12 protein-coding genes are annotated in these 13,811 nt (G+C 61.4%); all 12 read left to right on the forward strand.

Going from position 1 to position 13,811, the window contains the following annotated elements:
- The first annotated feature begins 6 nt into the window (after positions 1–6).
- Positions 7–753 (forward strand): sugar transferase, encoded by a 747-nt coding sequence (locus tag C2E19_RS19300; RefSeq protein WP_053119140.1) that lies wholly within the window; start codon positions 7–9, stop codon positions 751–753.
- Complete coding sequence (locus tag C2E19_RS19305) at positions 753–1,400, forward strand: CpsD/CapB family tyrosine-protein kinase (protein ID WP_008084477.1); 648 nt, start codon at positions 753–755, stop codon at positions 1,398–1,400. The genes C2E19_RS19300 and C2E19_RS19305 overlap by 1 nt, the downstream gene beginning before the upstream one ends.
- A 21-nt stretch (positions 1,401–1,421) precedes the next feature.
- The gene (locus C2E19_RS19310) at positions 1,422–2,447 is read left to right on the forward strand and encodes a polysaccharide biosynthesis/export family protein (protein ID WP_129394650.1); all 1,026 of its coding nucleotides are present in this window, start codon (positions 1,422–1,424) and stop codon (positions 2,445–2,447) included.
- Between the two features lie 16 nt (positions 2,448–2,463).
- On the forward strand, positions 2,464–4,056 hold the full coding sequence (locus C2E19_RS19315; RefSeq protein WP_129394651.1) for a Wzz/FepE/Etk N-terminal domain-containing protein: 1,593 nt from the start codon (positions 2,464–2,466) through the stop codon (positions 4,054–4,056).
- Positions 4,053–5,144, forward strand: a complete 1,092-nt coding sequence (locus C2E19_RS19320) for a glycosyltransferase family 4 protein (protein WP_129394652.1) — start codon at positions 4,053–4,055, stop codon at positions 5,142–5,144. The genes C2E19_RS19315 and C2E19_RS19320 overlap by 4 nt, the downstream gene beginning before the upstream one ends.
- Complete coding sequence (locus C2E19_RS19325; protein ID WP_129394653.1) at positions 5,141–6,514, forward strand: O-antigen ligase; 1,374 nt, start codon at positions 5,141–5,143, stop codon at positions 6,512–6,514. The genes C2E19_RS19320 and C2E19_RS19325 overlap by 4 nt, the downstream gene beginning before the upstream one ends.
- Positions 6,511–7,479 (forward strand): glycosyltransferase, encoded by a 969-nt coding sequence (locus C2E19_RS19330; protein WP_129394654.1) that lies wholly within the window; start codon positions 6,511–6,513, stop codon positions 7,477–7,479. The genes C2E19_RS19325 and C2E19_RS19330 overlap by 4 nt, the downstream gene beginning before the upstream one ends.
- Complete coding sequence (locus C2E19_RS19335; protein WP_129394655.1) at positions 7,472–8,608, forward strand: glycosyltransferase; 1,137 nt, start codon at positions 7,472–7,474, stop codon at positions 8,606–8,608. Before C2E19_RS19330 ends, C2E19_RS19335 begins: the two co-directional genes overlap by 8 nt.
- A gap of 13 nt (positions 8,609–8,621) precedes the next feature.
- The gene (locus C2E19_RS19340; RefSeq protein ID WP_129394656.1) at positions 8,622–9,623 is read left to right on the forward strand and encodes a polysaccharide deacetylase family protein; all 1,002 of its coding nucleotides are present in this window, start codon (positions 8,622–8,624) and stop codon (positions 9,621–9,623) included.
- Positions 9,620–10,924 (forward strand): lipopolysaccharide biosynthesis protein, encoded by a 1,305-nt coding sequence (locus tag C2E19_RS19345; RefSeq protein WP_129394657.1) that lies wholly within the window; start codon positions 9,620–9,622, stop codon positions 10,922–10,924. Before C2E19_RS19340 ends, C2E19_RS19345 begins: the two co-directional genes overlap by 4 nt.
- A complete protein-coding gene (locus tag C2E19_RS19350; protein WP_129394658.1) occupies positions 10,921–12,840 on the forward strand; it encodes a hypothetical protein in 1,920 nt (639 codons plus the stop codon). Before C2E19_RS19345 ends, C2E19_RS19350 begins: the two co-directional genes overlap by 4 nt.
- Before the next feature lie 281 nt (positions 12,841–13,121).
- Positions 13,122–13,811, forward strand: coding sequence for an N-acetyltransferase (locus C2E19_RS19355; protein WP_129394659.1), 690 nt, complete (start codon positions 13,122–13,124; stop codon positions 13,809–13,811).

Here is a 13,811-nt window from a genome sequence, read left to right on the forward strand (position 1 = left end):
GACTCCATGACTGGACATGAAAAAGGTGTACCGATCCAACAACTGCAGCGCGACAAGCGCATGGATCCTGAGCAGCGAATGCGCCTCGACGCAGCGATTCATCGCCAGGGTCGCGGTTGGTTCACGGGCCGCGATGGCGGTCGCCCATGGCAACTGTCACGCACCAACCGCGTGGTCGCCTGCCTCGGTGCGCTGATGATTCTGCTGCTGATTTCGCCGCTGCTGCTGGGCCTCGCACTGGCCATCAAATACTCCAGCAAAGGCCCGGTGATGTTTGTGCAGAAACGCACCGGCTACCGTGGCCGCAAGTTCGGCATGTACAAGTTCCGCACCATGGTCGCCAACGCCGAAGAATTGAAAGAGTCGCTGCGCCACCTGAATAAACACGGTGCCGACGCCATCGACTTCAAGATTGATCAGGACCCACGCATCACCGGCATCGGCGGTTTTTTGCGGCGCACCAGCCTCGACGAACTGCCCAACCTGATCAATGTAGTGACCGGCGACATGCGCCTGGTCGGCCCGCGTCCGACCTCGTTCAACGCCTACCGCTACAAGGACAGCCACCTCGCCCGTTTGGCGATTTACCCCGGTATGACCGGCCTCTGGCAGATCTCCGGGCGCAGCAACATCGACTTCGACCAGCGCGTTGAGTTGGACCTCAGCTACATCGCCGAGCAGAGCCTTTTGCTTGATCTGAAGATCCTGTTGAAAACCCCTTTCAAAGTATTCAGCGGCCACGGAGCAAGCTAATGGACGGTTCAACGAATAAAAGCCTGAGCATTGCCAATCCCAGCGAATCGAACCTGACCTCGACCGTGCTGGATCTCGATCTGCGGATCTTGTTCCTGACCGCCGCCAACCCCGGCGCGGGTACCACCACCAGTGCGCTGGCGCTGGCCAGCCAACTGGCGCAAATGAGCAGCGGCCAGGTGCTGCTGGTCGATGCCAGCCAGTCGGCGAGCAACCTCACCCAGCAACTGAACCTGAGCAAGGAGCGCGGCCTGCGCGACTTGCTGTTCAACCCGGACAACCCGCCGCTGTTGCAGGACTGCGTGGTGCAGGTGTCGAGCCTGCCCTTCCACGTGCTGCCCAATGGTCGGCCGATCCGCACCATGGAACACCTGACCGCCGAGCGCCTGAGTCCGTTGCTCGACCAGTTGGGCAGCCAGTACCGCTTCGTGGTGATTGACGGCGACGCGGTGTATTCCGCCGCTGACACGCTGGTCATCAGCACCCAGGTCGACGGCGTGGTGTTTGTCGTGCGCGCTGAGGACACCCGCTGGGAAGTCGCCCAGGCCGCCGTGCAACGCCTGACTCAGGCCGGGGCGAAAGTGGTCGGCAGCGTGTTCAACCGGCGCAAGTACTACATGCCCAAATGGCTTTACAAAAACCTCTAAGCGAACGCGAAGGATGACGCCATGAACGCCAAGATTCTTGTGCTGCTGATGCTGCCGCTTGCAGGTTGCTCCAGCAATTCCGAAACCCAGAACATGCCGGTGAATATCCTCACCGCCACCCCGGCCAACGCCCAGGCCACCGACATGCCGAAGATCGAGCAGACCCTGCGCCCGCAGGATGTGCTGGATGTGATCTTCCATATCAGCACCAGCGGCTCGGACGCTTATCGCGTGCAGTCGGGTGACCAGATCGGCCTCAACTTTACCGCTGCCAGCCAACTCAACGGCAATCAACTGGTGCTGCCCGACGGCACCATAGAACTGCCGGGCGCCAACACTTCGGTGAAAATTGCCGGGCTGACCAGTGATCAGGCGCGCGAGGAAATCCAGCGCGCCTATCAGCGCAAACAGCTGTTCCAGCCCAACCGCAATCAGCTGACCGTGCAGATCATCAGCCCGCTGACCAATGAACAGAACCTGAAAAGCGCGCTGAATCACCCGGCCACCGGCATGAGCCGCGAGATCACCGTCGGCACTGACGGCTACGCGAGTTTCCCGGAAATCGGCGCCGTGCCGCTGCAAGGCATGACCGTCAATCAACTGGAAACCTTCCTCAATAAAAAATACGCGCAACTGCCCGGTCGGATGACCGTGGACGTGCTGCTGAAATCCACCGCTGGTAACGAGATCTATGTGCTCGGCGAAGTCGGCCAACCGGGTTCCTACCCGATCCGCCGGCCGGTCTCAGTACTTGAAGCGCTGACGCTGGCGCGTGGCACCAATGCCAAGGCGCGGCTCGATTCGGTGGTGATCATGCGCCGCAACGGCAATCAGGTGCAGGCGGTGCGTTATGACGTCGAGAAGGCTCTGTCGGGCGAGGCGCCGCAAATCGCCTACCTGCAACCGGACGACATGCTCTACGTGCCGAAAACCAAACTGGCCAGCGCCGGCGAACTCGCCCGGCAATTGGCAGACGTTGTGTTGTTCCAGGGTGTTGGCCTGAGTTTCGGCTATCGCCTGGACAACAAAGACGACAACAGCAACTGACTCTCAGGTGACCGACATGAATCCCAAGGAAAACTACCTGCATGAGTTCTTCAGGATCTTCTTCGCCAACAAGCAACTGGTGAAGCGTGTCTTCCTGATCTTTGCAGTGATCGCCCTGCTCCTGCCGCTGGTGCTCAAACAGAGCTTCGATATCACCGCGCAGGTCATCGTGCAGTCGAAAAAACTCTCCCAGGGTGACGCCACCACGTCGCTCACGGTGGACAACGCCACGTTCATTCCGCCATCGCTGGCGGACATGGAAACCGAGAGCAACATCCTCCGTTCCCCAGCGTTGATCCGCCAGACCATCAGTGAACTGCGCGCCAAGGGTGAATACACACCTTCGCCGGGTATCTTCAGCAAACTGGTGGCCGAACCGTTCAAGCGCTACATCAGTTCGCCGCTGCGCCAGTACGTGATCAATCCAGTGCGCAGCGTGCTCGGGCTGGAGACCGATCCTGTGCGTGACACGGCGCTCGACGCCCTCACCCAACAAGCCATCGACAGCCTGAAAATCGAGACCCTGCCCGGCTCCAACGTGATCTCGATCGTCTACAGCTTCCCCGATCCGCATCAGGGCACGACGTTTGTCAGTGCGCTGCTGCAGAACTATCTGGTCAGCCGTCAGGCGCTGCAATCGATCGACTTGCCGCAGTCCTTCTACGAGACCAAAAAGCATCTGTACCAAGTGCGCATCGATGGTCTGGAAGGCAATCGTCAGGCCTTGCTGGAAAGTGTTGGCGCGTCGGATCCGAAGGAAGAAATCACCTTCCGCCTCAACGCAATCAATACCGAAGAGCAAGCGCTGAACCTCTACCGCGATCGCCTGCTGCAAAGCCAGCGCTGGCTCGAATACCTGAAAACCGCGCTGGCCGCTGCGAGCACTAACAAGCTCAACGACTACACCTTTCCCTACACCTTCACCACCACCGTCGACAACGTCGCGTTCGAGGATCGTGAGATCAAGCAAATGGGCGAACAACTGACCACCCAGGTCAGCCGCTACATGAATGATCTGGCGGTGTTCCAGCCAGGCAGTGAGCCGATGCTGCTGACCCGTGAACAGATTGCCCGCACCCGTGGCCAGTTCCTCAAAGTGGTGAGCAACCGCATTCAGGAACGCACCAACGATCTGGCCGTGGTGCAACAGGTCATCGATCAGAAAACCGCGCGCATCACTGAGTTCAAGAACCGCATCCACGAGTTGCAGCAGACCCAGAGCAAGCTGCGGCAGATGGACACCGAGATCGATGCGATGCACGCCGCGTTCTCGACCTACGCCCAGCGCTTCGCGGAAAGCAGCACCACCCGCTCGCTCAGCGACGATCTGTCCAACGCGCGGGTGCTCAGCCCGCCGTTCGAACCGACCGAAGCGGCGTTCCCGAAACCGGGTCTGATCATTCCGTTCGGCTTGTTCACCGGGTTGTTGCTGGCGATTGCCCTGGTCTACGTGCGTGAGTTCTTTGATCACCGCTTCAAACACCCAGCGCAAATCAGCCACGAGCTGGGCGTACCGGTGCTGTTGGTGATCAACGATCAGAACGTGCTGCCAAGTAATCCGCACAAGAACTGGACGGTGCCGAGCTTCCTGCACTGGGTGCGCAATTGAACACCGCACCCTGCCCTGTTGCCGCGCTGCCGATCATTCATTTGCTCAGCAGCGGCGGTTTCTATGGGGCCGAGCGGATGTTGCTGGATCATTGCCTGGCGACGCCGGGGCAGCATCAGGTGCTGTTCCTCGACGCGCCACCAGATTTGATCCAGCGCTTTCGCGAGGCCGGGGTGGACTGTCGCGGCTGTGCCGGGCTTGGGGAGTTGCTGCGGCACTTGCGTCAGCGTCGCGGTGAAAAGCCGCTGATCAATACGCACAACTTCAAAGGTCTGCTGTTCGGCTGGGTCGGCGCGACGCTGTTGCGCCTGCCGCTGGTGATTACTCAGCACGGTTTTACCCCGCGCAGTCGCAAGCAGAAGTTCTACACCTGGCTGAGCCTGCAACTGTGTCGCACGGCGTCGGTGGATCGGGTGGTCTGCGTGGCGGAAAGCATCGCCACGCTGCACCGTCAGGCCAGCGTCCGGGCGGACAAGTTACAGGTGATCCCCAACGGCTTGCCGGCGGCTGCGGCGCTGGTGCCGGATGCCGATCGGCAACGCTGGCTGGCCGGCTACGTCGGCCGCTTGAGCAGCGAGAAAGGCCCGGATCTGTTTCTCGATGCGTTGATCGCGCTGTGTCATCAACATTCGCAACTGGATGCGGTGATGCTCGGCGATGGCCCGGAACGCGAGGCGTTGCAGGCGCGAATCGACAACGCCGGTCTGCACGAAAGGATTCGTTTGCCCGGTTACCAGATCGCCATGCAACCGTGGTGGCAGCAACTCGATGCGCTGGTGATCAGCTCGCGCACCGAAGGTACACCGATGATTTTGCTCGAAGCCATGCAGGCCGGAGTGCCGGTGGTGGCGTTCGCTGTCGGCGGGATTCCCGACGTGCTGCAAGACCGCCACAACGGTCTGCTCGCCGCACCGGCCGACACCGCCGCCCTCGCCCGGCAGCTCGACACGCTGCTGACCGAGCCGAAGCTGGCCGCACAGCTGCGCGACAACGCAAAACGCACGCAACAGGATCGCTACGACCTCAAGGCCTTGGCCGAACGCTGGTCGCAGCTGTACATCCGCACGGCACGGGAGGCACGCGCATGATTTTCCCGCTCTCGATCGTCAGTTTGCTCGGTCTGGTCTGCATCGCCCTGCTGGCCAGCCCTTATCCGTATCTGGCGCCGGGAGTGGTGCTCGGCCTGGTGGGTTTTGCGGTGCTGTATCGCAAACCGACCTGGGGCCTGCTGGGCATTGCCGCACTGGTGCCGTTCGAAGGTTTCTTCAAGGACAGTTCGTTTTCCGGGAGCAAATTGCTCGGTGCAGGGTTGGCGGTGATCCTGATGCTGCAACTGGCGCTGCACCAGATTCCGTCGGAGCGTCTGCGCAGCAATATCTGGCGCTACCTCATCTGGTTCATGGTTCTGTACTTTCTCAGCCTGCTCAATACCGATGACATGGGCATGTCGCTCGGGCATCTGCGTGAGCTCAGCGTCGGCCTGATTCTGTTTGTCATCACCCTGCTGATCGGCCGCGAGCTCAACCTCGACCTGTTCGCCCGCCTCGTCACCCTCGCCGTCAGTACCACCTGTGCGATGGCGATGTTCTCGACCAAATTCCAGGATCAGGGCCGCGCCGCCGGCCTGCTCGAAGACCCCAACGCCTTCGCCCTGCTGATCGCTTTTGCCGTGCCGATGGGCCTGCTGCTGGTGATTCGCAGCCCGAACCTGCTGCACCGCTTGTTCTGGGGCGGTTGCTGCCTGCTGTTGCTCGGCGGCATGACCAAGACCGAATCGCGCTCGGGTCTGGTGGTGTTGGCCTTGAGCCTGCTGATCGGCTGCTGGCATTACCGCACGCAACTGACGCGGATTCGCCCACGGCATTTGGGCTTTGCCATGCTCGGCGCGGCCATCGTGATTCCGCTGGCGATTTACGCGATGCCCGCCGGTTACCTCGCGCGTATCCAGTCGCTGAGTGTGTTGAGCGCTGGCGCCAAGGGTCACGACGACGAATCCCTCGGCCGTCGTGCGTCGTACATCGTCGTCGGCAGTCAGATGATCCGCGAGAACCCTCTGCTCGGCTCTGGTCCCGGCACCTTCCCGCTGCATTACGCGACTACCGGTTACGCCAAGGCATTCTCCGCCAACCGCAAGATCGGCGACCTGTATCGCCGCGCGCACAACACTTATCTGGAAATTTTCAGTGAACTGGGCATTCCTGCCGGGCTGTTGTTCGTCGGCATGCTCGGCCTCGGTTTGTACAACCTGATTCGCGCACGGGCGGCGTGGATGTTGCGCCGCGATTCGTATCAGGCGGATCTGATGACCCACCTCGGTGTGAGCTTCCTGTCGTTGACGCTGTTCCTGATGTTCCTCAGCGCGCCGAACCAGAAATACGTGTGGATCATGCTCGCGCTGACCAGCGTGCTGCGCCTGAAAGCCGAGCAGGCACCGCTGACCACGGAGGCGAAGGCATGAGCCGGATCAGCATCGTCATCCCGATGTTCAACGAGGCCCGGCACATTGGCCGGACCTTGCTCGCCGCGCAAAAAGCCGCGTTCGCCGCCAATGTCGAGTGCGAGCTGATCGTCGTCGATAACGGCTCAAGCGATGACGGCCCGCACATTGCCCGCCAGTTCGGCGCGCAGGTGCTGGAACTGCCGGGGTTGTTGATCGGTGCGCTGCGCAATCGCGGCACGGCCATCGCCAGCGGTAAGTGGCTGGCGTTCATCGATGCCGACATCGAAATGCCCGAAGACTGGCTCAAGCCGCTGTTCGAACTGGAGGCCAGCGGCCAGGCCGATGTTTTCGCCCTGGATCTGCACACCCCCGCCGAAGCGCCGTGGTACGCCACCGCATGGCAGCGCCGGACCTTGCGCGTGTCGTCACAGACCTCGCACGTCGTCGACTGGCTGCCCAGCGCCAACCTGCTGATGCGTCGGCGCTGGTTCGACAAGGTCGGCGGTTTCAACGAAACCCTGCGCACCGGCGAAGACAAAGAGTTCACCCTGCGCCTGCACGAACAAGGCGCGCGGCTTCTGTCGATCAACAACAGCGTCGCCCTGCACTGGGGCTACGAAATGAACTGGCGCGAGTGGATGGGCAAGGAGATGTGGCGTCAGGGCAGTCATCTGCAACTGCTGCGCACCCACGGTTTCAGTCTGCGCCTGCTGCGTTTCCCGATGCTTTCGCTGGTGGTGTGGTTGCTGGATTTTCTGGCGATTTCGGCGTTATTCAATGGCTTTCCGCATCACGCGGCGATCATGGTCGCGATCACCAGTTTGCCGGGGCTGGTGCTCAGCCTGCGCCAGAGCGCCAAACACCACGATATCGGCCTGACTCTGCAACTGTGGGGCCTGCACTGGGTGCGTCTGCATCTGGCCGGGGCTGCATTCATCTTGAGTCTGTGTCATTGGAACGCCAGGAGGCCTGCCCGTGGCTGAGTTCATTTTCTGGATGTGCCTGTTGCTGCCGGTCTACGCCTACGTCGGCTATCCACTGCTGCTGACGCTGGTGGCGCCGCTGTTCCCGGCCTGGCGCCACACCCCGGCGCCGCCGCTGAACGTCAGCATCGTGATTGCCGCGCACAACGAGGCGCGGCATATCGAGCACAAATTACGCACGTTGTTGGCGCAGGATTATCAGCCAGCAACCCTGCAAATCATTCTCGCCAGCGACGGTTCAACCGATGACACCGTGGCTTGCGCGCACAACGTCGTTGACCCGCGCATCACCGTCCTCGATCTGCCGCGCCAGGGCAAAGCGGCAACGCTGAATGCCGGCGTAGCGCTGAGCAGCGGCGACATTCTGGTGTTCACCGACGCCGACAACCAATGGTCGCGCGAAACCCTCGGCTACTTGCTTGCGCCGCTGAATGATCCGCAGGTCGGCGGTTGCGCCGGGCACATGGTCATCCCGGTCACTGGCGGTGGCTTGAGCGTCGGCGACAGTCTCTATCGGCATTACGAAGGCTGGCTGCGCCGGGTCGAGAACCGCACCGGTTGCATGGTCTCCGCCGATGGCGCCCTGCTCGCCCTGCGCCGCGAGTTGTTCCAGAACGTGCCGGCCGAGGTCAACGACGATTTCTTCATCAGCACCTGCGCACCGGTGGCGCACAAACGCATCGTCTACGTGCCCGAAGCGCAAGTGATCGATCACGGCGTCGATGAAGCGGACAAGCAATTCCGTCGCCGTCAGCGCGTCACCGTGGGCGGTCTGCAAAGCCTCGCCCAGCGTCGCGAGCTGCTCAATCCGTTGAAATATGGTCTGTATTCGATTGCCTTGATCAGCCACAAACTGATCCGCCGACTCGCACCGATCCTCTTGCTGCCGCTGCTGCTGAGCAACTTCTGGCTGTGGGACGACCACGGTTTCTATCGCCTCGCCCTGATCGCGCAACTGTTCGGCTACGCCATCGCGATTGCCGGGCTGCTGGATTCGCAACACCGTTTGCCGAAACCCTTCCGCCTCGCCGCGTTTCTGCTGGTCACCCTTGCCGGGATGAGTCTCGGCCTGTGGCAGTTCCTGCGCGGCCAGCGGTATGCCCAGTGGAATCCTGAACAGAACCGTTAAGAGGACCGAAGCCATGGCGATCAAACAACTGATAAAACGCACCAGTGGCTGGCTCTATCTCAACTCATCCGTGGGCCGCAACCAGTTGCACGGCGCCGGGGTGATTCTGATGCTGCACCGGGTGCTGGCCAACGACCGCGCCGCCGACCTGCCGCATCGCAACGAATTGTGCGTCGGGCCGAAAGCCTTCGAGCATTTGCTGGTGTGGCTGCGCAAACATTTCGATTGCGTGCCGCTGATGGAAATCCTCCAGCCCAACTCGCTGCGCACCGAGCGCCCACGGGTGGCGCTGACCTTCGATGACGGCTGGCGCGACAATGCGGTCAACGCCTTCCCGTCGCTGCAAAAACATCAGGTGCCGGCGAGCATTTTTCTCTCCACCGATTTCATTGGCAGCCGTCAGCGTTTCTGGTGGGAAAGCCTCGGCGAAACCCTCTGGGGCAGCCACGGCGACAAGGCGCGGATGCATTTGATCGAATGCCTGCACAGCCTGCATCACCCGTTGCCGGTATTGCTTGATGACATCGACGTCGACCGGCGCAGCCTGGCGCTGCTGCATTACCTGCAAGGGTTGAAGTCGATTGACCCGCAGGAACTGGAACGGCTGACCGATGAATGCCCACAGGAGTCGCAACCGCAAGCGCTGGATTGGCATCAAGTGCGCGCGCTGGAGGCTTCCGGTCTGGTGCGCTTCGGCCCGCACGGTGCCAGCCACGCGATCCTCACCGGCCTCGACGATGTGCGTTTGGACGAAGAAATCACTCGCAGCCGCGATGCCCTGTACAACGGCTGCAACCGGCCATTGCCGGTGTATTGCTACCCCAATGGCGACAACGACGAACGCGTACGCCAACAGATCGCCAGCCATGACTATGCGTTTGCGTTGGGCACCGGCACCGGCATTTATCGCGGCGAAGGCGATCCGCTGAACCTGCCGCGTTTCGGTGTCAGCCAGCGCACCGCGCGCAATCCCGAACTGCTGTCGTGGCGGATATTTCGCGGGGCGCGGCCATGAGCCGAGGCAACTACCTCAGGCATCTGGCGCTGAGCATGGGCACCAAACTGGCGATGATCGCCCTGCGCTTGTTGCGCAATGTGCTGCTGGCGCGGATTCTCGGGCCGAGTGAGCGCGGGCTGTTTGCGTTGCTCAGCACCTTGCCGGATCTGATCAGCGCGGCCACCAGTGGCGGCTTGAATTCGGCGGTCGGCTATCAAGCGGCCAAGCAACGTCCGATGGGTTTGCTGCTCAGTCAGGTGTTGGTGTTCGGTTGTTTGCTGGCGGCGTTGCTGACCTTGCTGGTAGTGGCGTTGGTGCGCGAATTCGGCACTGAACTGGATATAACGATGCAGCTTGGCTTGCTCGCCTGGCTGTTGCTGCTGGCGGTGCCGCTGACCGTATTGAAAAGTGGTTTGCTGACACTGCACAACGCCTCCGGCGGCGTGGTGGCGTTCAATGCCTTGCGTCTGGTCGAGTCGCTGGCGCCGCTGCTGCTGTTTCTTGCGCTGTTCTGGATGTGGAAAAGCGCTGCCCTCGAAGCGGCGCTGATCAGTTGGCTGGCCGGCATCAGTCTGGTGGTGCTGGTCGGTTGGGTCTGGCTCAAACGTGCGCAGCCGTTGCAGTTGCAATGGGACCGCGCCAGCCAGAAAGAACTGCTGCGCTACAGCGCGCGCAGTCATCCGGATCTGCTCTTCCAGCAAGTGATCCTGCGTTCGGATTATCTGTTTATCGGCGCCCTGCTCGGCAGTACCGCGCTCGGTCATTATGCGATGGCCAGCGCTGCCGCCGAATTGCTGCTGATCGTCCCGGAAGCGGTGACCACGCCACTGATGAAACGCCTGTTGCAACAGGACGAAGGCATGGACAAGGTCACGCCGCTGGCCCTGCGCCTGACCGCGACGGTGATGCTCGGCGCGTGCCTGGCCATGGCGGTGATTGGCGAATGGCTGATCGTCACCTTGTTTGGTGCAGTGTACCAACCTGCGTATCCAGCCCTGCTCGCCTTGCTGCCGGGGCTGTTGGGCCTTTGCTATGCGAGCATTCTGCGTCTGGATCTGCTGGGCAAGAATCGCCCGGGCACGGTGTCGTTGCTGATGGGCTTGGGCGCTCTGCTCAATCTGGCTTTGAACCTGGTGATGATTCCGGCTTACGGGATTGTCGGTGCGGCGGCGGCTTCGTCGATTGCCTATCTGGCGGTGACCGTGGCGATGCTGGTGCTTTATTGCCGTTTGAGCGGCGTGCCGTTCTGGCAAACGCTGATCATTCTGCCGCGCGACGTCATGCCGATGTGGCTGATGCTGCAACGGAAAGCCGCATGAAAGGCCTGGCCCTGCTGCTCGGTCTCGGCCTGTCGCTGGACGCCTTTGCGGCGTCGATGCGCTGGGGCGAGATCCGCGACGGCAGTCTGTATCTGCAAGCCGATCGGCCGGACACGGTGACCGTGCGCTGGACGCCGGCGTGGCAGGCCGAGGCCAATGAAGAGCATCTGTATCTGCTCGATGGTCAGGGCAAACTGGCGGGTGATCGCTTTATAAAGGCCAGCGAAGTGCGTGGCAGTCAGAGCTGGCCGTTGCTGCCCGGCGCGGCCAGTTATCGGCTGGAGATTCCTGGCTACAGCTTCCGCAATTACCGCATCGAACACGACGAGCGCACGGTGGCGTTGTTCGCCCCGGCAAAAGTGCATTTCAGCGCCGACACGCACAATGGCGACGAGTTGTATTTCAAGGTCGCGCCGGGTGAACACGCGGTGCTGGCGGGCAAGTTTCATGGCGGCGTCAGTGGTTTGCAGGCGCAGCGGGTCGGCGATGATCAGCAACTGACGCTGGCGCTGAAACCCTATCGCGCCTATTGGCAGTTCGATCAACTTGCCCTGCCGGTCAGCGAACGCGAACAGATCTGGCGCCTGCGCCTGCAAGGCAGCGGCAAAGCGGCTTTTTGGCTCGATGGCACGGCCAATCTGTTTGCGCAGAATCCGCAGCAACTGAAAGCGCTGCGTGAAGACGCCGGGCAGACCCGCTTGACCCTGCACGATAAAGTTCTCGGGCGCACGCCGGATCTCGGCATCGCCCTGCCCTACGTGATGCCGCCGCCAGCCAGTCATGCTGCGCTGGATACGCTGAAACCGACGGCGGCGAGTTACTACAGTTTTGTCGATGTGATGGCGAAGAATGCACATTTCGAAGATGCGTTTCGTCGGGTGTATCAGGATCGTTTCGGCATCAAGCAGGACATTACCCTGCTGGCCGGCAGTCAGCGTCAGGCCGATTTGCGTGCCGATGTGCAAAGCAACAGCGGCCTCGATGCGTGGCTGGCCGGCACTCGTGCGCTCGGTGGCAAAGGTACGCACTACATCGGCTTTGCCGATGAGCCGAACCTCAACTATTCCAGCTACGCGCAATATCAGGCGATTTTCACCAGCATGGCCCGCCAGGTGCGCAGCGATCCGGCGAATGCCAAGGCTGGCGTACGCATCGCCATGCCGGCCAGTTCGCGCTTGGTCAACGGGCCGTTCGCCGATAACGCGGCTAGCAAGCGCGGCATTGATTGGGCGCGGCGGTTGCTCAGCGAATCGGGCGATCAGGTCGATGCGCTGGCGTGGCACGAATGGATGATCCGCGACCTGCTCGCCACCCGCGTCTACCGCGACAGCGTGCATCGCGCCGCCGAACTGGTCGGCCTCGACGCCAAGGGTCAGCCGCGCAAAGCCTTGCTGCTCGACCAGACCAATATGTCCAGCGGCTCCAGCCTCAGCCCCTACGATCAGGAAACCCACTACGCTTCGCTGTGGTGGGCATCGGTGGTGATCAACGCTTCGCAGGATGGCTTGCTGAGCATGCTCAACTGGTTCCAGGCCGCCGATGAGCCACAGTATCCCAAGGGGATGTTGCGGGTTTTGGGCGACGACCATTTCGAGTTGAAACCGGTCGGTCTGGCCCAGCAATTCATCGCACAGCACTGGCTGCATCAGGTGCTGTGGCTGGAAAACGATGCGTTCGAAGTCGATGTTCTGGCGATGGCCGGCGACGATCAACGCGGCTTGCTCGGGGTGAACAAAGGCACGCGTCTGCAACGTGTCGATTTGAGCGGAGCCAAATGCCCGCTGAACAACGGCGCCCTGCGCTATTTCGGCGCCGACAACCGCAGTCGCGACGCGCCGTTTACCTGCCGCGATGGACGCGTCAGCTTTGAGTTGCCGGGACAAACCCTGTTTGCACTCAGCTGGATCGCGTCATGAAGCCAATTGCGAACATTCATGAGAAAGGCCAGGCGAACATAAAACCTGTGGTGAAGGGATTTGTTGTGGTGAGAGGAATTGTGCTGGGGAGCTTTTGTGGCGAGGGGATTTATCCCCGTTGGGCTGCGAAGCGGCCCCCGCTTTTTCAGGCTAAAGAGCGACGACTGCTTCGCAGCCGAACGGGGATAAATCCCCTCGCCACAAAAGCCCTCCACCACAATCTTCACCACAGTAAACCCCCACAAGGGTTTCGCCGAGGCCAAGGTTCAGGAGCACACACCATGGGCATCGTCAGCAAACTCAACGAACACATCAAGCAAAAAGGCCTGCGCGCGACCCTCGCGAAAGCGTGGAAACATTACATCTTTTCCCATCAGGAATTGCTGTGGATGGAGCGCGATCTGGTCAGCCCGGTGCCACCGCACAGCCTCAAACCCTACCCGCCGCTGCGGGTGGTGAAAATCACACCGGACAACGCCAGTGCCTTCGCGCGCTACTTCGGCGACCGCGTCGGTACCATGGCTGAACTGGCCAACGAGGGCCACACCGGGCACATGCACCTGGACGATCAGGGCGATGCCGTGGCGTTCATCTGGGGCAGCTCGCGGGACTATTTCGACCGGCATTACTACGGCTGCATGTTCCCGGTGAAACCCGGCGAGTTCTTCGAGTTTGGTGGTGAACTGACACGCGCCTATTGGGGCACCGAGCTGTCGGTGGATCTGCAACTGGAGCTGTGGAAAGCCATGGCCGCGCAAGGCTGCGACAAGGTCGTCGACGTCTGCGAATTTCACAACATCCCGGCGCTCAAGCTGCATTTGCGCATGGGCTATACCGAGCAGAACCGCATCATGAATGTCTACACCCTGTTCGGTCGCTGGCGCTTCTACCGCGAAAGCCGCTACAGCGGCTCACGCCTCGATGCGCTGCGCAAACCGTCCCGTCCACCCGTAACAGCCACGGCGGCCTGA

Source organism: Pseudomonas sp. DTU12.3 (assembly GCF_004124275.1).
Taxonomy (GTDB): domain Bacteria; phylum Pseudomonadota; class Gammaproteobacteria; order Pseudomonadales; family Pseudomonadaceae; genus Aquipseudomonas; species Aquipseudomonas helmanticensis.